Origin of the sequence: Paraglaciecola sp. L3A3 (genome assembly GCF_009796765.1) — a bacterium.
GTDB lineage: Bacteria > Pseudomonadota > Gammaproteobacteria > Enterobacterales > Alteromonadaceae > Paraglaciecola.
Window position 1 is genome coordinate 2,409,942 of record NZ_CP047023.1, and the last position, 20,169, is coordinate 2,430,110.

General features: G+C 36.8%; 14 protein-coding genes and 2 pseudogenes. 9 read left to right on the top strand and 7 right to left on the bottom strand.

All coding sequences use genetic code 11. The features are described from left to right. The first annotated feature begins 23 nt into the window (after window positions 1-23). Window positions 24-2,507: a hypothetical protein gene (locus tag GQR87_RS10080; RefSeq protein WP_158968954.1), complete on the top strand. Its 2,484-nt coding sequence runs from the start codon at window positions 24-26 to the stop codon at window positions 2,505-2,507. Further along, window positions 2,500-3,438, top strand: a complete 939-nt coding sequence (locus GQR87_RS10085; protein ID WP_158968956.1) for an SGNH/GDSL hydrolase family protein — start codon at window positions 2,500-2,502, stop codon at window positions 3,436-3,438. The genes GQR87_RS10080 and GQR87_RS10085 overlap by 8 nt, the downstream gene beginning before the upstream one ends. 7 nt (window positions 3,439-3,445) lie before the next feature. Here GQR87_RS10085 and GQR87_RS10095 read toward each other — a convergent pair. From GQR87_RS10095 to GQR87_RS10105, 3 genes and pseudogenes are all read right to left on the bottom strand, one after another. Further along, window positions 3,446-3,939, bottom strand: a pseudogene (locus GQR87_RS10095) (EAL domain-containing protein). 56 nt (window positions 3,940-3,995) lie between these two features. Continuing rightward, on the bottom strand, window positions 3,996-4,172 hold the full coding sequence (locus GQR87_RS10100; RefSeq protein WP_158968958.1) for a hypothetical protein: 177 nt from the start codon (window positions 4,170-4,172) through the stop codon (window positions 3,996-3,998). Window positions 4,173-4,306: 134 nt separating this feature from the next. Further along, window positions 4,307-4,570 (bottom strand): hypothetical protein, encoded by a 264-nt coding sequence (locus GQR87_RS10105; protein WP_158968960.1) that lies wholly within the window; start codon window positions 4,568-4,570, stop codon window positions 4,307-4,309. Window positions 4,571-4,746: 176 nt separating this feature from the next. On the opposite strand from GQR87_RS10105, the gene GQR87_RS10110 reads away from it, so the two are divergent. Next, window positions 4,747-5,358, top strand: coding sequence for a flavin reductase family protein (locus tag GQR87_RS10110; RefSeq protein ID WP_158968962.1), 612 nt, complete (start codon window positions 4,747-4,749; stop codon window positions 5,356-5,358). Window positions 5,359-5,401: 43 nt separating this feature from the next. Here the strand turns inward: GQR87_RS10110 and GQR87_RS10115 are convergent. Further along, a pseudogene (locus GQR87_RS10115) lies at window positions 5,402-6,976 on the bottom strand (sulfatase-like hydrolase/transferase); the annotation flags it as partial. A gap of 13 nt (window positions 6,977-6,989) precedes the next feature. Further along, window positions 6,990-7,241: a hypothetical protein gene (locus GQR87_RS22165; protein WP_199271716.1), complete on the bottom strand. Its 252-nt coding sequence runs from the start codon at window positions 7,239-7,241 to the stop codon at window positions 6,990-6,992. Between the two features lie 260 nt (window positions 7,242-7,501). Here GQR87_RS22165 and GQR87_RS10120 point away from each other — a divergent pair, with 260 nt between their 5' ends. The 3 genes from GQR87_RS10120 (at window position 7,502) to GQR87_RS10130 (ending at window position 12,595) form a co-directional block, all read left to right on the top strand. Next, window positions 7,502-9,334 (top strand): sulfatase-like hydrolase/transferase, encoded by a 1,833-nt coding sequence (locus tag GQR87_RS10120; protein ID WP_158968964.1) that lies wholly within the window; start codon window positions 7,502-7,504, stop codon window positions 9,332-9,334. 86 nt (window positions 9,335-9,420) lie between these two features. Then, window positions 9,421-10,836, top strand: a complete 1,416-nt coding sequence (locus tag GQR87_RS10125) for an SGNH/GDSL hydrolase family protein (RefSeq protein WP_158968966.1) — start codon at window positions 9,421-9,423, stop codon at window positions 10,834-10,836. A gap of 79 nt (window positions 10,837-10,915) precedes the next feature. Then, window positions 10,916-12,595, top strand: coding sequence for a sulfatase-like hydrolase/transferase (locus GQR87_RS10130; protein ID WP_158968968.1), 1,680 nt, complete (start codon window positions 10,916-10,918; stop codon window positions 12,593-12,595). A gap of 559 nt (window positions 12,596-13,154) precedes the next feature. Here the strand turns inward: GQR87_RS10130 and GQR87_RS10135 are convergent. After that, on the bottom strand, window positions 13,155-14,747 hold the full coding sequence (locus GQR87_RS10135; RefSeq protein WP_158968970.1) for an alpha-L-fucosidase: 1,593 nt from the start codon (window positions 14,745-14,747) through the stop codon (window positions 13,155-13,157). 482 nt (window positions 14,748-15,229) lie between these two features. On the opposite strand from GQR87_RS10135, the gene GQR87_RS10140 reads away from it, so the two are divergent. The 3 genes from GQR87_RS10140 to GQR87_RS10150 all read left to right on the top strand — a co-directional run bounded on the left by GQR87_RS10140 (window position 15,230) and on the right by GQR87_RS10150 (window position 18,794). Beyond that, window positions 15,230-16,705: a mannitol dehydrogenase family protein gene (locus GQR87_RS10140; RefSeq protein WP_158968972.1), complete on the top strand. Its 1,476-nt coding sequence runs from the start codon at window positions 15,230-15,232 to the stop codon at window positions 16,703-16,705. Window positions 16,706-16,707: 2 nt separating this feature from the next. Beyond that, on the top strand, window positions 16,708-17,640 hold the full coding sequence (locus tag GQR87_RS10145; protein ID WP_158968974.1) for a sugar kinase: 933 nt from the start codon (window positions 16,708-16,710) through the stop codon (window positions 17,638-17,640). 518 nt (window positions 17,641-18,158) lie between these two features. After that, complete coding sequence (locus tag GQR87_RS10150; protein WP_158968976.1) at window positions 18,159-18,794, top strand: TetR/AcrR family transcriptional regulator; 636 nt, start codon at window positions 18,159-18,161, stop codon at window positions 18,792-18,794. Between the two features lie 45 nt (window positions 18,795-18,839). Here the strand turns inward: GQR87_RS10150 and GQR87_RS10155 are convergent, their stop codons facing one another. Then, window positions 18,840-20,168 carry an NCS2 family permease gene (locus GQR87_RS10155; RefSeq protein ID WP_158968978.1) on the bottom strand — a complete coding sequence of 443 codons (1,329 nt, stop codon included), beginning with the start codon at window positions 20,166-20,168 and terminating at the stop codon, window positions 18,840-18,842. Between the last annotated feature and the right edge of the window lies 1 nt (window position 20,169).

The following is a 20,169-nucleotide window of genomic DNA, read 5'->3' on the forward strand; positions in this document are numbered from 1 at the left end:
TTAAGAAGTAAGGAAATGTGGTGATGAATAAAAATAATAATGTGTTGCCACAAATTCTTTGGCTAATCCGATACACAGTAGGAATGCTTTTACTTGCTGTTGTATTAAACGTGTCAGCTAAGGATAAAACATTAGAAGTAAATACGTTTCAGTTTCCTATTTTAACTGAGCGCTCTAGTCCAATGATAAAGTTTGGGCAAAGTGTTTTACATACTGAACTTGCTAAATTACCGGTAAGTTCAGACGTTAGCTCGATTAAGTTAGAGTTTGATAAATCGATTAAAGAACAAGGATTCAATATAGAATTTGTTGGCACTCAACTGATAATCAAAGCGTCTGATGATCATGGGTTTATGTATGCTCTATTAGAAATAAAAGAACAAGTTAGTTTTGCCGTGCCTTTAGCTAAAATTAGTGCCTCTCAACAGCCTCACTTTACAAAGCGTGGGCTTAAATTCAATATCCCTTTAGATGCAAGATCGCCTTCTTATGATGATACGGGAAGCTCAGCGCAAAAAAATATTGAAGTGGTGTGGGACTTTGATTTTTGGTGTCATTATTTGGACCAGATGGCACTTAATCGTTATAACCAACTCACTTTATGGAACCCTCAACCTTTCACCTCTATGTTGAAATTAGCAAAATATCCAGGGCTTGCTTTAGATGATGTATATAAAACTACAGCTGAGTTAGATGCTCGTATAGCTGTCTGGGGTGAAGCGGGGGGCGTTTCTAATCAAGTGCTAGATAATTTGCAGAAAGTGAAGTCAATTTCGATTGAACAAAAAATTACTTTTTGGCGCAAAGTCATGGCCTATGCAAAATCTCGCGGCATAGATATTCATCTAATTACATGGTCAATTTATACCAATGGTATTCAGGGCCAACATGGCATCGACGAACAAATTGACAATCCTAAAACCGTGGCTTTTTTTCGTGAAGCAGTAAAAGAATTAATTTTAACTTATCCAGATCTTAAAGGGGTAGGGATCACCGCTGGTGAACGTATGCCAGCAGATGGTGAGGTTAACAACTGGAGTCGTGAAAAATGGTTATGGGAAACCTACGGCAAAGGTTTAGCTGATGCTAAAAGTATTCACCCAGAAAGAGAAGTCAGCTTTATTCATCGCTTCTGGTATTCAGGTTATAAAGGCATTGCAAAATATTGGGCAGATTATCCTGACCAATTTTCCTTTAGTTTTAAGTATCTTATGGCTCGTTTATATTCCTCTCCTGAACCATCACATATTGCGCAAAAGGTTATACCTACCATAGAGCGTGCAAATATTAAAACGTGGTGGAATTTAAGAAATGACGATATTTTTGTCTATCGATGGGGAGATCCGGACTATGCCCAAAATTTATATCGAAATATCCCCATTGATATTACTGAAGGTATACATATGGGCTCTGATGGTTATGTGTGGGGAAAGACCAATGCAGATAAATTTGTTGATGACACTAACCGTTATGAAATAGATAAACATTGGTACCGTTTTATGATTTGGGGACGATTAGCCTATAACCTTGAGTTAGATAAAACCTTTTTTATTAATCAGTTAAAAGTTAAATTTCCTAAGGTGGATGCCAATCAATTGTATCTTGCATGGCAAGCATCTTCAAAAATAGTACCAGCGGTGAATCGCTATCAATTTGAGCCTGGTGATAGAAATTTTGCAGCAGAAAGTGTTTCGTCTAGAGAAACCTTTAGATATGTAAATGATTTTCAAGTGGCTAAAAGTATGCCTCAAAGTGGTCAAATAAATGCCAGGAAATATGTTGAATTGAGCTTAGTAGAAAAAGATTTAACCAACTTAGTAACGCCTGTGCAATTAGCCAATACCTTAACGATTAACGCAGATTTTGCTCTTCATACAGCGAAACAAATTAGGGTAAAAGAGGATGACCTTTTATTGACTCGCACTTTAGATGATATACGAGCCTTTTCTTATCTAGGTTTGTATTATGCGGCAAAAATTGAAACGGCCGTTTGGTTAGAATTTTATCAACAAGATAAGCAAAAATTAGAATACGCCACTAGTGCGAAGCAAAGTATTGCTAAAGCGCTAGAAGCTTGGCATGCGTACCGTAAGGTTTCAGAAAAACATTATCAACCACAAATGTTAGCCAGAGTGAATATGATGGATTGGCAAACTTTAGAAAAAGAGGTGGAGTATGAAGTATTTATGGTGGATAGAATCATTCAACAACCATTTTTAATTCCTATTACTCATGATCCTGAAAACTTATTAAGTCTTAGTTATGACATTAATCTTACTGGAGAAGCCCGTCATGAAAGATTACAAATAGTCACCCCTGATGCAGGTGAATACCGACTGGATGTGTATGAAGAAAATGGTGTTTGGATCAATAGTTACCACAATAAAAACAATGGCCCGGCTAGATGGGAATGGTTTCAAGAACAACAAACAGGGGTCTATTACTTGAACCTCAAGTGGCGGAATATAAATCGCGTACTACGGGTGGATTGGAATAATAATGACTAAATTGTTTGTTAAAGTGAAGTGTCTGATAATTTTTTTGATGGTATTGCTCAATGCTTGTGCAAGTACCCAGATAAAAATCCCAAAAGAAACTAAACGCATTGTTTTCATTGGGGATAGCATTACCTATGCAGGGCATTATGTGGCCTATGTTGAAGCTTACTTGAAAGTAGCTCATCCAGAAAATGAATACGAAATTATCAATATTGGTTTACCCAGCGAAACCGTATCGGGCTTATCGGAAGTGGGTCATGCTGGTGGCGCTTTTCCCCGTCCGGATGCAGAGGAAAGGTTACAACGCAGTTTAGATGAGCTTAAACCGGAACTAGTCTTTTCTTGTTATGGAATAAATGATGGTATCTATTTACCTTTTGATGAAAATCGATTTAAGGCTTATCAACAAGGAGTAACCAATTTACACAATACGGTGACGGCAGAAGGTACTGAGTTAATCCATTTAACACCACCCGACTATGATGGAGATACTAGCCAAAATTACTCTGCAGTATTAGATCAATATTCTGTTTGGTTGCAAACACAAAGTGTCAAACAAAACTGGCAAGTGATCGATATTCACTTTCCTATGCAGAACAAATTACAACTAGAACGAAAGGTCAACCCTGAATTTTATTACGCAAAAGATGGGGTTCACCCAAACATTGAAGGTCACTGGCAGATAGCTAAAGCTTTATTGCAGGGATTAGGGGAGCCCGTACTTGATACATTTGAACAAAGTATTGGGGCGTTAAATCCTAAGATAGATGCACAGCAGTTATATACATTAATAAAACGCCGTCAGTCTTTATTATCAGACGCTTATCTCACTCAGATTGGCCATAAACGCCCCAGAATGAAAGTAGGTTTACCTTTGCCCCAAGCTTTAGCAGCAGCCCAAGCGATAGATAATGATATTGCTAAATTATTTGTTGAATAAAAATCAATTAATTGAGCAATGTTAAGAAATCTTCAAGACTCAGGGGCTTAGATAATAAATATCCCTGAGCCATATCGCAGCCATTAACTTGCATAAATTCTAATTGCTCTTGTGTTTCTATACCTTCAACAACCGTCTGTAATTTATAAGTTTAGCTATAGATAAAATAGCGTTAAGCATAATGATCTTTTTGTCATCTGCTAGGGTGAAATTATCAATAAATGACTTATCAATTTTTAAGGTGTTAACTGGGTATTTAATGAGTTGGTTGAATGCTGTGTAGCCAGTACCAAAATCATCTAGTGCTAACTTTACGCCTAGTTTTCGGATGTCTTGTAAGTAATGAATACTTTTTTCATTCACATCTATAAGACTGGTTTCTGTTATTTCTAATTCTATTTTATTGGGCTGAATATTGTAGGTTTGTAGTAATGTCTGAAATTTAGCGACAAGTTGTTCGTGGTTTAATTCACTGGCAGAAATATTGATACAAACTGTTATATCTTGATTCGCTAAGTTTTTTCTTGTTTTATGGTTTTGAAGGTCATTTCAATGACCTACATGTCTATATCGTGAAGTAAATTGAACTCTTCAGCGATAGGAATATAAACGTCAGAACCAATGCCTTGCATATTTTCATCATCACATCTAAGTAACCTGAGTTCTGGATAAGCCGAACCTCTCGATAACGCTCTTTTTGTGCTTCGCGGCGTTGGATTGCCTAGTAATAACATGTTATTACGTACGACAATCCGCCTTGCTATACACAAAAATTTGTTACACCGAGTAAGCATTCAGGTGACGTGATTTAGGTGAATATTATTAAGCTATTGAATTGTAATGATAAATTCAAATTAGACGATACTTCTTATCCAGAGCTCAGGTTAAGTAAAATTGTAATAGCACAATAGTTATCTTTAGCATTAAAGTGTACTGAACACTTTAAATAAATATTGTCTTCATTTATTTGAAAATCTTCAGTTATATTGTCAGTCGATATAGGGTAAATTGAAGTGTGATTGGCAGGAGATAATAAATTTAACTTAGTTGAAAATAGACCTAATTTATGCCCAGCTACCGCAGAAATAGAAACTAAAACTAGGATTATTACGTTACGAACTTTAGAGGTCATACAACAACCTTGATTAAATCTCATGTATAAACAATTAGTTAACACTAGTTGTTATCCGCCTATTTTGTTGTGAAGTCAAGTCAGCTAGTTATCATTACTATGTTTTATGTACCACTTTCAATTGTTTTTTGTTCCTATTAACCCATCAGTTTAACTGACCTATTTAGAAGGGATTTATGATTTTTGATTTAGAGCAATTATCTGCAAATCGTGTTTATCATACAATGATCCAAACTCTCACACCTAGACCAGTTGCTTGGGTATTAAGCGAAAATAAAGATAATGGATTTAACTTAGCTCCATTTTCCTATTTTAGCGCAGTGTCTAGTGATCCGCCTTTGCTTATGCTTTCTATTGGTAAAAAGTCGGATGGAGCACTTAAAGATACGCGATTTAACATTATCGAACGTAGCCACTTTGTGGTGCATATTGCCCATAGAGAACTTGCCTCACAAGTCACTAATAGTGCTGCGGAATTAGCTGAAGGTGAGTCCGAGATCGAAACGTTGGGTCTTGAAATGGTTGAATTTACAGGATCTAGTTTACCTAGATTAAAAGATTGTCGTGTAGCTTATGCTTGTGAAAAATATCGAGTTGAAGATATCACTGCTAAACAGGCAATGATTTTAGGTTTAGTTAAAAAGGTTTACGTTGATGACAAAATAATTTTACCTAGTGAAGCGGGGCGGTTAAAAGTTGATCCTTATAAGCTAGACGCAATAGGTCGTTTAGGTGGCGACGATTATGGTTATTTAGGTCAAGTAGAGGAAGTGTTTCGGCCAAAATAATAAATCTCGCTATAGTCTTATCTATAGCGAGACTTGGTTAGTATTATAATGAACAAGTCGGCATGGTAGGTAATCCTTGTAGCTTTTTATCGTCTGCTCCCTTAGCAAAATCCGTTACTTTATAATTGTTGGTTTTTTTCCAATCAATTTCTACTCGTCCATCGCCTAAAACAATGTTGCCTAATTTGTTACGAAAATATGCTGATATATGCTGGTAATTTTTATTGTAAGCAATATTATTTTGTTCATTCGGATCACAATTAAGATCGTACAAAGCCATTTCTACTTTTTTAGAGCTAGCGGTGAAAGCCCATTTTATATCTTCGCCAGGTTCGAAACCTTGACCAGGTTTACCGTTCTTTGGTCGAGTACGCATAGAAAAAGCGTAACGCTGTGAACGTATAAAAGCTCTTGGACCAACTACATGGTTAATTTCGCCTATCACGTATTCTCGTTTTTTATTGTTGTTTGATAATACTTTGGCTAAATCATAACCATCTAATGGAGTATCAATATTAGACTCTTGGATATTTGCAGCACCATATAGAGTAGGAGCTATGTCAACGTATTCAATAAAGTTTGAATGTACTGTATTGGCTGGAAATGCTTTAGGCGAAGATTCAGCAACGATTATGATCCCTTGATTAGAGGTATTCCAAGGACTAAATTTAGCCTCAATGCCTTGCTCTCCAAGTTGCCAACCATGGTCGCCTACTGTTAGCACAATCACGTATTCTTGATTGTTACTTTTACTGTATTGTTTAAACGATTCTATAGCCTCACCAATTAACGCGTCACCGTAAGCACAAAATGCATAATAATCGGCAATCGCTTGTTGTTTATCTTTATCAGTCATAGCGCTCATATCCATTACTTCGGATAACTTTCTCAGTTGAGCTGGTAATTTCTCGCGTTCTTGTTTGGAGAAGTCAGGAATTATATACTCCCTATTTTTGAATTGATCTCGAAATGATTTAGGCGGCAATACTGGAGTATGGGGTAAATGAAAACCTAAATTAATCATTAAAGGTCGGGTGCTATCGGGGCCTTGTAAAGTGCGTTTGAAGTTAGTTTTATAACGAGTGTTTGGATTAGCTAAATACTGTTGAAAGGTTTTAACTATATGTCCATCCAATGTTTCGCCAGCTGGTTTAGGTGATACTCCACCTAATATCATCTCAGCATTTTTACGACTATAAGCTCTTAATATATGTAACTCTTTATCTAAATTTTGGTCAGGTATTACTGTTTCATTGTCTTTTACTAACCAAGTTTCTTCATTTCTATTATCGGGAAAATAATACAACTCACGTATATTGGTTTGGCCTTTTGATCTTGTGGTGTCTTTATAAAAGTCGGTTAAGCCATGTTTGTTTAAGTCATTTTTATAACTGACCTCTAAATCGTAAAAATTTAGTGAGTTCCAAGTGGGTTTGTTTTGCCATTCATACACACGGTAACCTGACTTACCAATGTTGACCGTTTGATAACCGTTTTCTTTTAATATTTGTGGGATAGGTTTAGTGGCTAAATCATGTTCATTGTGAGTTTGTTCGAAACCATATCGGCCACTATGGTGTGGATATAAACCCATAAGCATAGAATCGCGAGAGGGAGCACAAGCTGGTGAGTTAGGTAAACATTACACCACCTTTAGCTAAAGCGTCTATGTTGGGTGATGCAACGTACCCTAATGCACTTTCTGATTTACCCGTGGTAGCCATGTTAAACGCAGCAATACTATCAGCTCGCTGATCATCAGTAACAATCCATAATATATTAGGTTGTTGAGACATACTTTGGGGTAAGTCTTTCTTCGCTAAAACACCATGAGTAAAAGAACATGCTAGTACTATACCCACTAATCTTAATTTGTATTTCATTTTGTTATTAATCCAAGTTTGTGTTTTATAAATAATTGTATGTTTTTATATTTAATTGCTGGTAAGTGTTTCTATATTAGTGATAATAAAGCTAAAATGCTGCTTGATAAATGTAATTATTCTGTAAATATTGTGTGTTCTAAGTTTTTCTGCTGCATAATTTAATGGTTGGTTATTTGTTAGTAATTGGCATCTGTTTTTTATATATGCATATTGATGTCGTATGTGAAGTTTTGTTTTGTTAATTGTAGGTAGGTTTTATGAAATTCAAATTTATATTAGCGTCAGCTATTACTATTGTGGTCAGTGCATGTGGGGCTAATAATGTGGATAACACTGAGTTAAAAGAGCAAACCAAGGCGCATAAATTTGATTTAATACAAAACAATTCTGCAGTTCACGATAAAACAAATATTGTATTTATATTGATTGATGATTTAAGTCATTATGGTGTCACTGCATATGGTGCTAATCGTTTACATAGTTATGATGGTGAATTTACAAACAAGGTGTTTAGCACACCCAATATTGATCAATTAGCTAAGAGTGGTTTACGTGTGGATAACGCTTTTGCTTACCCTATCTGTGAAAATACCCGTATCGCTTTAATGAGCGGTAAAAATAATGATAGAAATTATTTAAAACCAAAGTCACAACATGCCTCAGATATAACATTTGGTGATGCATTTAAAAAAGCAGGCTATACCACTGGTTTGTTTGGCAAATGGAAACAAACCAGAGGCACAAAAGAAATACCGGCTGAAAAATATATTAGTGAATTTGGCTGGGATGACTATGCCGCGTTTGATGTCATCACTGAAGGTCAACGTTTTATCAATCCTAATCTTGTGATTAATGGCCAAGAACAAAACTATAACGGTCGTACCGATCTAGATCCTGAAACGGGGCGCCGTTGGTATGGACCGGATATAGTCAATCGTCATGCCTTAAATTTTATAGAACAAAATAAAGATAAACCCTTCTTTTTATATTACCCCATGATGTTAGTGCATGATGATCATAAACCGACACCTGATACCCGTCCTAAAACTATTTTTGATAAATTTCCTGAAAATGCCGACTACAACAATCAAAGGGGAGACGATAGACAATATTTTCCAGACATGATTGAGTATATGGACAAATTAATCGGTAAAGTCGTAGATAAAATCGAGCAACAAGGTTTACGTGAAAATACCTTAATAGTGGTGATGGGCGATAATGGCACAAAAGAAACTTTCGGTCATGTAATGGCTGACGGCTCAATTTATCCTGGTCGTAAAGGCGGTAATGCTGATAACGGCTTACATGTGCCTTTAGTATTAAACTTTCCTAATGTAGTACCAGCCAGTCAAGATGGCAGTTATCGAACCTATGATGGCTTAGTCAACTTAACCGATATATACCCAACTATTGCCGAGGCGGCTGGTGTAGAAATGCCGATGGCTGAACAAGTCGATGGTATCAGTTTTTGGCCACAAGCTAAGGGCGCAAGTAGTGAGCCTAGAAAGCATATTTATACTTGGTATATTGGTAATAACACTTTTCAAGATGTGGATGATGTGGGCATTGTTTACGCATTTAATAAAGACTTCAAACGTTATGCGCCCAGTAAAGAATTCCCGGCAGGCCGTTTCTTTGATCTACGCTCCGACTTGCTAGAAAGAGTGGGTGATAAAGTGGTGAATGCTAAATGGGGGGTGAAAAGATTTAGTGGATTACCTTTAGATACGTTAACCGCAGAACAACAAGCCGGATACGAACTGTTAGGCAAAGTACTTGAGAAAAACCGTTTAGTAGCTGTGACAAAACTGAATATATTGGCAGACAACACTCGCTTTGAAGTAGGTGAATCACATAAGTTACACAGTCAAGTGTTACCACTTAATGCCAAGCGACAAGGAGTAGTGTGGGAGTCAAGCGATCCAAGTGTGCTAAGCATTAATAAGTTTGGTGAAGTGCAAGCATTGAAATCTGGAACTGCAACTATTTCTATTTATTCTTGGGACGATGCCTACCCATTAGCCGCGAACAGAAAAGAAACCTTTTACCGCAATGGTGTGACCGCGTCTAAAACGTTTACTGTCCGTTAATGCTGTTCGTTTGAGCCTTTGTTAAGTGCTGTTGTTAAATGACACTTAATAAGTAGCAATAGCATGATTTTATGGAAGTATAGATTATGAAAATAACGCATATTTGGTTAGTCGCTAGTGTTATGTTTGGCTTGGCTTCAAGTGCAGGGGCCAAGGCGAATATCCATAACAAACCGGTTCCTAAGTTTGTTAAAGATGACGTAGTGGTCTTTATTGGCGATTCGATTACCCACGGCGGCTCTTACCACAAAGACATATTTTTGTTTAACGCGACTCGTTATCCAGATAAGCCTTTTAAGTATTACAACGCTGGTATATCTGGCGACACTGCTAAAGGTACGATAAAACGTTTTGAGCAAGATATAGCAATTCATAAGCCCACAAAATCAACCATTATGTTAGGTATGAACGATGTAGGTAGTTGGTTGTATCAAAAAGTACCTAGCACCACTAAAGAACAACAAGAGCAAAAAAAACAACAAGCTGTGGTACGTGAGGACTATATGGCGAATATGCGCACCATTGCCGATGCTTTAGCGCAAATGAACAGTGATATTGTTTTTATTACTCCTTCTATCTACGACCAAACGGCTGTATTAAAAACTTTCAATAATTTTGGTCGAAATGATGAGTTAGCGGTTTATGGTAAAGAGCTCACTGAGTTAGCTGTTCAATACCAAGCCTCGGTGGTCGATTTTCAAACCCCCATGTTAACTATCAATAAAAAGTGGCAAGACATCGATCCAAGTCGCACTATTGTCGGCGTTGACCGAGTGCACCCGAAAGACAAAGGGCATTTTTTGATGGCCTATAGTTTTCTTAAGGCACAAGATGAATCAACATTTGTGGCAGATATACAAATAGATGCTAAGCAGCAAGCTATAACACGTATGTACAATAGTACATTGACTCAAGACCCTGAATTTTCAGCCACACAAATCACCTTTTCTTGTGAGCAAAAAGCCATACCTTTTCCTGTGGAAGGCCAACAATTAGCGCTGTTATCTGACATACCATTTCAACAAGAACTAAATCAACAAAGACTAGTTGTTAAAGGTTTAACTGATGGTAACTATCAACTTAAAATTGGCGACATAGCAGTGGGTCATTATAGTCCAGCTGAATTAGCGGCGGGAGTGAATTTGGCTTTCAATAAAAATACGCCTATGTATCAACAGGCCCTTGCAGTTAAAGCCATGAATGATGAAAGGGCAAAAGCGTCAGGTACTTTACGCAATATTAAACATGTAGAATTTACTATGTTAAGCAAATATCCACAGACAAATTTAGCCGATATGCAACAAGTAGCAAATGTATTAGCAGCGCATCTAAAATTGTCTGAAGGTAAACCATGGCATGGTTATTTGCAGGGGCTAGTTGCCACGTATCTTGAATCTTCTACTGAAGAGAAAAATTTGCGGCAAAAGATCGAAGACTTATTTACCAAAATTTATCAAATAAACCAAACAAAAAGTTATGTTTGGCAAATCACAAAAATTTAAATGGCTTTACTGAACTGTTGTATTAACTATTCATATTTATTATTCGTATTCATTAAGAAACAAAGGAAAATTGCAGGTTATGAAAATACCAACCGCACTTAAACTAACAGGATTATTGTTAGCAGGCATATGCTGTTTTAATACAGCACTGGCTGCTCAACAAAAACCCAACATTGTATTGATATTAACTGATGATCAACCTTATGGTTATTTAGGGGTTACAGGTAATAAAATTGTCGAAACGCCTAATATTGATGACTTAGCAGAGCAGGGGGTCTTATTTACTAATGCTCATGTCTCTAGTGCTATTTGTACCCCTAGTCGAATATCTTTGTTATTAGGTCAGTATGAGCGTAGACATGGCGTTAACTTTAATTCAGGGACTGCTGTTTCTCCTGAGGCGTGGAGCAATTCTTATCCGGTAAAAATCAGAGAAGCGGGCTATTACACCGGTTGGGTAGGTAAAAACCATTCACCAGTTGGTGAGCAGGGTTATGCCACAGGCTTAATGGAAAAAAGTTTTGACTACTGGTATGCAGGCAATGGCCATATCTATTTTTATCCAAAAGAAAAACATCCAATTTTTTCTGAAGCAGAATCAGATACCCAAGTGGAAATTGTCGAAGAAGGCATGCTGGATTTTTTAAATTCAAATGAACATAAATTTGATAAAGCTCTGAAGTTTTTAGACAGACGTCCACAAAACAAACCTTTCATGTTGTCGATTAATTTTAACTTGCCCCATGGTGCAGGCACCAGCAATATGAAGATGAAACCAACTGACGATGAAATATATCGTACTAAATACCGAGATATCGATCTGCCATTACCAGAAAACTACATTGCCAAAGCCGATATTAAAACGCCTAAGTTATCTACTGATTTGTTAAGAGCTGAGGATAGACAAGCGGGCTATAATTACGTAGATAATCCTGATGAACTAAAAGAGCGTTATACTCGCCAATTACAAGCTATGACTGGCATAGATCGTTTAGTCGGACATTTAAAAGAAGAGTTAGAACGTCAAGGTATTGCCGATAATACGGTGATTATCTTCACCTCAGACCACGGCTTATTTATGGGCGAACAGGGGCTTGGTGGTAAAGCTTTATGTTATGAAAAAACGACTCATGTGCCTTTGATTGTTTATGATCCAAGAGAAGGTAAACAAGGTAAGAAGAGCCAAGCACTAGTTCAGAGCATTGACATAGCACCGACTATGTTAAAGCTTGCAGGTGCTGATGTACCAAATACAATGCAGGGTGAAGATATTCGTGATGTAATTTATAAAGGTAAGACTGCAGAGCGTGAATATGTGTTTACAGAAAACTTATGGTCTACCCACTTTGGCAATCCAAGATGTGAAGCCATTCAAGATCATCAATGGAAGTACATTCGTTATTATGAAAACAACAATATGTCAGCTACCCAAAAAATTAAGCTTGCTAGAGAAATGAATATTCCGGTTAACAAGATCTTATACGGTATGCACGATAATGACATAGTTGTTTATAGAAACTATCTTGATGCAGGCCTTAAAGGTGAGCCTGCTGTGTACGAAGAATTGTACGATTTAGCTAACGATCCTAATGAGCTAAATAATTTGGTATCTGAGTCTCAACATAAAACTAAATTAGAAAAAATGCGCAAAGATTGGTTACCGGTATTAAAATCAGCTAGAGGTGAAGGTTCTCCAAAAGTGGTTCGATATACTGTGGATTCACAAGTAGAAACAGGTCAACAAGCTAAAACTCACTAGGTGATAACGCTTTAGTTATTATTAGCCTTTTTCAAACAAAAAGCCGATTGTTATACAAATAACAGTCGGCTTTTTTTATACTTGAAATTACCAAACTTAAATAAAATACAATAAATTATTGAGTTAAAGGATTTAATTATGATTATAGCTGTATGCGGATATTGGAAACATATAAGTATTATGTTTATAGCCTTAAGTCTATTTATTCTTTTCACAACGCCCAGTAATCTTGGGCCATACTTAATAACACACATATACGTTATTTTGACGATTCTGCTAACCGCTTTAGGGGGCGTTTTAATACTGATACCCATAATGTTACTTTTGTTCAAACAACATAATAAGAGCAAGTTTGAAGTGTTTCTATGGATTGTCTTTATTGTTATTTTTAACGTTATGGGGAGTTTTATTACGTATTTTGTATTTCGAGATATTAGAGAAATACATTAGGACTTTTCAATAAGCCAATTTTTTTAAATTCTTATTTCTTTATTTTTTGTAAATATCTAAATACAAAAAAGCCGCCAAATTTGGCGGCTTAGTTACAAACTTTTATTACTTAGTGAGTAATTTTAAGTACCTGAGCATACTGTGAGGGAGAGCTAGCTGGTAGTGTTACCTTTAAGCCTTCATCTGTTTGTTCAAATGCCAAGTTACCATCATGTCCAAGCATAGTGATGTTGGCAATTTTATTCGGGTAGAATTTTGGCTTAATCGATTTAATCGTTATGACTTTACTGTCACCAGGCCAAGCTAACATAGTGGCATAAAGGGTGTCGCCATTTTTGGTAAAACGAATATCACTGCTATTGAAATCTTTACGATTTTTTTCAGCGTCATTTGAGTTTTTACCATCTGGAACATAAGTTTCACCTTCACCGTACACTTCCCATGGACGTGTATTATAGATGGCTTCGCCGTTAAGCTTTAACCAGCTACCTATTTCGCTAAGTAACTTCACTTCTTTTTCTGGAATAGTTCCATCTGGTTTAGGCCCTATGTTTAGTAGAAGTGAGCCATTTTTGCTAATAATATCGATCATGTCATCTACTAGAGAATTGGCATTACGATATTTATGATTAGTCACGTAGCCCCAAGAACTTTTTGAAACAGATGTATCTGTTTGCCAGAAGTGAGGATGAATATCTGTCATACCACCACGTTCAATATCAAGAACAGCAGAGCCTGGAATGAACGAACGCATTTCATGATGCTCTTTGTAGTTTAGAGCTGGCATGTTTTTCCAACTGATACCTTTGTTATAATAATAAGCTGTAAATTCTTCAACGTGTTTGTGGAAAGGCTCTGACGCCATCCACCAGTCAAACCAAATTAACTCTGGTTCATATTTATCAACAATTTCTACAGTACGTAATAACCAGTCGTCCATAAATTCTTTAGTTGGGGGCGTTAATCCCTTTTCTGAATCTTCACGATTGGCAGCTGGGCCATATAAATCACGGAAAGCATCATCTTGTACATCCGATGGGAATTCACGTCCGCCATCAAAGAACCACCAGTTTTCTGCACGGTGGCTAGATAAACCAAAATGAATATCGGTTTTTTCTGTAGCTTTTTTCAACTCACCAATAATATCTCGTTTAGGGCCCATTTCAACTGAGTCCCAACGGGTGTAAGAGTTGTCGTACATTGAGAAACCATCATGATGTTCTGCAACTGGCACTATGTATTTAGCACCTGAATCAGCAATGATCTTTAACCACTGGTCAGCATTAAATTTTTCAGCTTTAAACTGAGGGATAAAATCTTTGTATCCAAATTCAGTTTGTTTACCAAAGTGTTCTTGGTGATAACTAAATTCTTCGTCTTTTTGTTGATACATTTTACGAGGGTACCACTCACCGTTATGCGCAGGTACTGAATAAACTCCCCAGTGAATGAAAATACCGAATTTAGCATCTTGATACCAATCTGGTATTTGGTATTGGGTAAAAGATTCAAAGTTAGCTTTATATGGGCCTTGATTGGCCACTTGGCGAATTTCTGCTAATTTCGCAGTGGTATCTATTTTTGTTTTAGTTGTGGTGGCTACATCGCTAGTTGGTGTTGTGTCAGCACCACAGCCTGATATAGACACTGCAATAGCAAGTGCGATAGCACTTTTAACTGATGTTAATGTGTGTTTTTTCATAATAACGTCTTACCCATAGTTTAACCTAAATTTAACATAGCTAACTATACGGTTAAATGACCTGTTTTGGCAATCCATATTTACATATAAAATCTTTAATTTTTATTTGATTTTAATTTGGTGTTATCATTTACTCTTACTTTTTAGCGAACTAACTCAATTATATTCTGTGTATGGCATTTCGTTATTCGATACTTAGACTAGTTTATAGTTAGTGAATATATAATGTTTCAATCAGTTACTAATATATGATTTTAATCATATATAAAATGGATTGTTGCAATTAATCTTACTGTTAATTAATCCAGACCTTTTCAGTTTTAGGGGCAATGGAACTAACATCTAATTGAGGCAGAAAAACCTGTATTAAAAGCAACTAACAAAAAGCAATTATTTATATCACCTTGGCAGGGTAAAGCAGATGCTATTTTCAATAGCTATAACGTAAAATAGATTTAAATTAATAAAAGGATAGGACAAACGTGAAGCAATTAACTGAAAGCACTTTAAGTGAATTAAAAAGTTCTGGCATTTCGATACCTGAATATCGTCTAAATGGTAAAAAGCCTGCAATTGGTATCGTACATATAGGTCCTGGCGCTTTTTTTAGAGGGCATCAGTCTTGGTATACCCACAGAGCTATGCAAATGGCTGGCGGTGATTGGGGAATATCATGTGTTTCTATGCGTTCAACAGGCGTCAGTGATGCCCTTAATCCTCAAGATGGTTTATATACAGTCGCGGTTTTAGATGAAACCACATCTTATGAAGTAGTGGGCTCTATTCAAGAAGTGTTAGTGGCTAAAAGCCAATATCAAATTCTACAAACAAGATTATCCGCAGCGAGTACTAAATTTGTCACCATGACAATTACCGAGAAGGGTTATTGTTTAGATAGCGAAGGTAACTTAGACCTAAATAACCTTGATATCAAGCAAGACCTAACTGGGGAGCAACAAGCATGCTCGGCCATTGCTGTATTAGTTGAAGCTTTAGCAACCAGAAAAGAGCAGGGTATAGAACCATTTTGTGCTATGAGTTGTGACAACCTGACTGATAATGGTAAAAAATTAAGAAATGCTATTATCCAATATGCAGAACAAAAAGATAAAGCGTTAGCGGCTTGGTTAGACGAAAAATTAATTTGTCCTTGTTCTATGGTCGATTCGATTACACCCGCCACTGATGACGCATTAAGACAACAAGTTTCTGAGCAACTATCGATAAAAGATAATTGGCCTATTAAGCGTGAGTCTTTTGTACAATGGGTTGTAGAAGATTGTCTACCTGCTGATAAACCTGCATGGAAAGAGGCTGGCGTGACATTTACTTCTGATGTTGCTGGTTTTGAAAATGCAAAATTACGTTTATTAAATTGTCCACATTCCAGTATGGCTTATTTAGGTGTGTTAGCAGATATTGAAACTGTACACGATGCCATGCAACAAGAAAACTTAGTTAAGTTTGTACAAAATATGATAGAACAAGAAATTGTCCCTTCTTTTACTGCACCTAAAGAATTAGATGTTGCGGGTTACAGCGCTGACATTTTAAAGCGTTTTCGTAATCCTGCTATTCGTCATTTATTAAGTCAAATAGCTTGGGATGGTTCACAAAAATTACCGATGCGTATTTTGCCTATTATTGAACAAAATATTGCAGACGGAAATCCAATTGATTCTTTATGTATAGCAGTTGCTGCTTGGTGTCTGTTCAGCCGTAAACGTTATATAGAGAAAGAGCAATTAGTTGATCCTCTTGCCGAGAAAATGTTGGCTATTGCCGCTAGTTGTAACGATGATGCAGAACATGATGTCGCCCTTTATTTAGCTTTAAAAGAAGTGTTCGGCAATCAATTATCTGCTAACAAAACGTTCCAAACGTCTCTAATTCAGGCTTATAAAAAATTACTTCCTGTTTTACAATCTAAAGTTTTACCTTGGGATAATTTAGTTTAATTATGAAAAATTTATTAGTAATTGGCGAATGTATGATGGAGCTAAGCACAGCAGACAATGGCGACTTAAAACGCTCGTTTGCTGGTGATACTTATAATAGCGCTGTTTATGCTAAGCGTTGTTTAAGCAACAGTAAGGTCAGTATTTTATCAGCTATTGGCGTTGATGCTTTTAGTCAAAAGATGAAACACACATGGCAAGCTGAAGGAATTGATACCAGTTTAGTGGTAGAAACAGATCAAGCTGAAATTGGTATTTATGCCATTCATACCGATGATTCTGGTGAGCGAAGCTTTTCGTATTGGCGAAAAGGTTCTGCAGCAAGCCAAATGATGCAATATTTGGATATTGATACATTATTGGCTGCAGCTAAAAACTATCAAATGGTCTATTTTAGCGGTATTAGTTTGGCCATTTTATCTGATCAAGATAAAGCTAAATTTATTGAATGTATTGCAGCTATGGCCAAACAAGGTTGTAAGATTGTCTTTGATCCAAATTACCGTGCACGTTTATGGGATTCATTGGAGCATGCTGTATTGTGGCTTGAAAAAGCTTACAGTTTAGCTGATGTGATTTTACCGGGATTAGAAGATCACGAAGTGATGTTTGGTCATCAAAATCACGAGCAGATGGCTAAATATTTTCAACAGTTCTCTGCCAGTGAACTTGTTATAAAATGTGGTTCTCAAGGGACTTATGTTTATGTAGACAATAAATTAGTTGTACATCAGCCGTTCAAACCCGCTCCGGTTCAAGTTGATTCTACTGCTGCAGGAGATTCATTTGCTGGAACTTATATTGCGCAGCGTATTGAAGGTCAAGATCCAGAGCAGTCATTGAAGTTGGCCGCCCATGTTGCAGGCCAAGTAGTGCAACACAAAGGTGCAATTATGGATGATGAATTATACAAACGTTTGTGCGTAATTTCGTAGCGTATTCGTTAACCTAGGCTCGGAATAAGCCGAGCCTCTTAATAACGTCTTTTTGCGTTTAGCGGCATTGGGTCTTTTAACAATAGCCAGCTATTGCGTACGAAAATTCGCCTTGCTATCCACAAGATTTCGTCATCGAGTAAGCGTTGATGTAAATCAAAATGAATGTGTATTTGTAACTCGTTCAATTTTAGGTATAACTTTAATTGACACGAGACTTCTTAACTCGAGTTCAGATTAGTGACTTGAATAATATTGATATAAAAACTCACAATCTTGTGGGTTTTTAATTCTGTTGTTATACAGAGAATATTTATCGTGTATTACAAAAAATTAATTTATTTAAGCTTAATTTCATAGCACATTCTAATTATCTAGTTACGCGTCGCTTGCCGTTAACCTTTAGTTTAAACAACTTGTTTAAATTAGCTCTAGAACAGCCCTATGTTTGGTATAATGCCGATACTAAGATTCATATTTAAAATTAACTAAGTCTCCTTTGAAAAGTTGTGTATAAAATGAAAGTAAAAGAACAAAATATCGCCAAACAAAATAAGCAAAAAATCTTAGCTGCGGCTGAGAAGGAGTTTTCGCTGCATGGTTTTAAGGGAGCCAGAATTCAAAAAATTGCGGATAGAGTCGGTTTACCCAAGACTAATGTGCTTTATTATTTTAAAACTAAAGAGATACTTTATTTAGCTTTATTAGAAGACATCTTGAGTTTGTGGAATGGAGACTTTGATAACGCGACTAGTGATGAAGATCCTGCCAGTGTTTTAGCTGGATATATAGCTGACAAAATGGAAATTTCACGTACCAGACCCGAAGCATCAAAAATTTTTGCTATGGAGATTATAAATAATGCGCCTAATTTAAGTGATTTTTTCCGCAATCAACATAAAGAGTGGATGGAAGGAAGGGTCGCTGTTATACAAGAATGGATAGATAAAGATCAGTTAAAATCAACGGATCCATACGCATTGTTGTTCCATATATGGGCTACCACTCAACACTATTCAGATTTTGCCGCACAAATTACAGGGTTAAAAGGACAGCCTATGTACAAAGCTGATTTTACAAAAGCGACAAAAAACTTAGTCGCTTTTATATTGACGGGATGTGGGTTGTCGATACCTGAATCTTACAGAGATTAAATTTAAAATACGCAGAGCAACAAAGGCTCTGCGTAGTGGCTTTTGTTACTTTAAATCTAATATATATCTAAGGATAAAAACGGCTGCCATTAAGTAGGTAATAACGGTCACCTGTTTGTACTTTCCTGTTCCTATCATCACCCCCACATAAGTAATAAATCCTAAAGCAATACCTTCGCTAATACTAAATGTCAGAGGCATAGCCAATAAAGCAACGGTTGCAGTGGCTAGCGATGCTAAATCATCAAAGTCTAGTTGTCTGAATGACTCCATCATTAGTATACCCACCATAATAAGTGCAGGGGTAGTGGCCATTAAAGGGATAACTTTCATGACAGGTGTGAAAAATAGAGCTAACACAAAACACAAAGCAACAAAAACAGCGGTTAAACCCGTTCGTCCTCCTGCAGATACGCCAGCTGCTGACTCCACATATGATGTAACTGGAGATGTACCGACAGCGGCACCTATGACACTTGCCGTTGCGTCTGCTGTCATAGCTTTACCCAGTTTAGGGAGTTTTCCATTTTCATCAAGCAAGTTTGCTTTTCGTGATACCGCAATTAACGTTCCTATTGTGTCAAACATATTGACAAATAAAAGAGCGAAAATCAGATCCCAAGTTTCGGCTAGGTTTATAATGGGATACATTATGTCCATCGCGAAAAATGTATGACTGATGCTATCTGGCATGCCAATAAATTCGTTTGTATGCTGGGTTAGATAACCATCGGGTGTTGGGATAAATGCACCAATAACGGTGAGAGTAATAACGGAAATCAGGATTGCGCCAGTTATTTTTTTTATCACTAACACGATAGTCAATAAAATACCGGCTAAGGCTAACATGGTAGCAGGCTCAGATAGATTGCCGATAGTCACAAATGTGGCTGGATGATCGACAACAAGGCCTGCATTTTTAAGGCCTATAAACGCAATAAATAATCCAATACCACATTGCACGCCAATTTTTAATGCCATGGGTATGGCCTCTGCTATTTTTGTTCTAACACCGGTGACAGACAATAATAAAAATATAATACCGTTCCAAAAGACGATACCTAATGCAGCATCCCAAGGGATTTCTCTGGTTAAACATATAGTGAATGCAAAAAAGGCATTGAGTCCCATACCTGGTGCCATAGCGACCGGATAATTTGTCATAAATGCCATAAGTAAAGTACCTAGGCATGCCGCAATGGCAGTGACAGTAATTAAGCCTTCTATTGGTATGCCACCAGCACTTAATATACTAGGATTAACAACCAGCACATATGACATGGCGGCAAAAGTAGTTAAACCTGCTATAAACTCAGTTTTGAGGTTGGTACCATGTTCCTTTAATTTAAATATTTGTTCTAAAAAGTTGGACATA

Coding starts and splice junctions, on each gene's coding strand:
- GQR87_RS10085 (WP_158968956.1), top strand. CDS start 2,500: ATGACTAAATTGTTTGTTAAAGTGAAGTGTCTGATAATTTTTTTGATG.
- GQR87_RS10145 (WP_158968974.1), top strand. CDS start 16,708: ATGAAAAATTTATTAGTAATTGGCGAATGTATGATGGAGCTAAGCACA.
- GQR87_RS10135 (WP_158968970.1), bottom strand. CDS start 14,747: ATGAAAAAACACACATTAACATCAGTTAAAAGTGCTATCGCACTTGCT.
- GQR87_RS10110 (WP_158968962.1), top strand. CDS start 4,747: ATGATTTTTGATTTAGAGCAATTATCTGCAAATCGTGTTTATCATACA.
- GQR87_RS10150 (WP_158968976.1), top strand. CDS start 18,159: ATGAAAGTAAAAGAACAAAATATCGCCAAACAAAATAAGCAAAAAATC.
- GQR87_RS10080 (WP_158968954.1), top strand. CDS start 24: ATGAATAAAAATAATAATGTGTTGCCACAAATTCTTTGGCTAATCCGA.
- GQR87_RS22165 (WP_199271716.1), bottom strand. CDS start 7,241: ATGAAATACAAATTAAGATTAGTGGGTATAGTACTAGCATGTTCTTTT.
- GQR87_RS10100 (WP_158968958.1), bottom strand. CDS start 4,172: ATGTTATTACTAGGCAATCCAACGCCGCGAAGCACAAAAAGAGCGTTA.
- GQR87_RS10105 (WP_158968960.1), bottom strand. CDS start 4,570: ATGACCTCTAAAGTTCGTAACGTAATAATCCTAGTTTTAGTTTCTATT.
- GQR87_RS10120 (WP_158968964.1), top strand. CDS start 7,502: ATGAAATTCAAATTTATATTAGCGTCAGCTATTACTATTGTGGTCAGT.
- GQR87_RS10130 (WP_158968968.1), top strand. CDS start 10,916: ATGAAAATACCAACCGCACTTAAACTAACAGGATTATTGTTAGCAGGC.
- GQR87_RS10125 (WP_158968966.1), top strand. CDS start 9,421: ATGAAAATAACGCATATTTGGTTAGTCGCTAGTGTTATGTTTGGCTTG.
- GQR87_RS10155 (WP_158968978.1), bottom strand. CDS start 20,168: ATGTCCAACTTTTTAGAACAAATATTTAAATTAAAGGAACATGGTACC.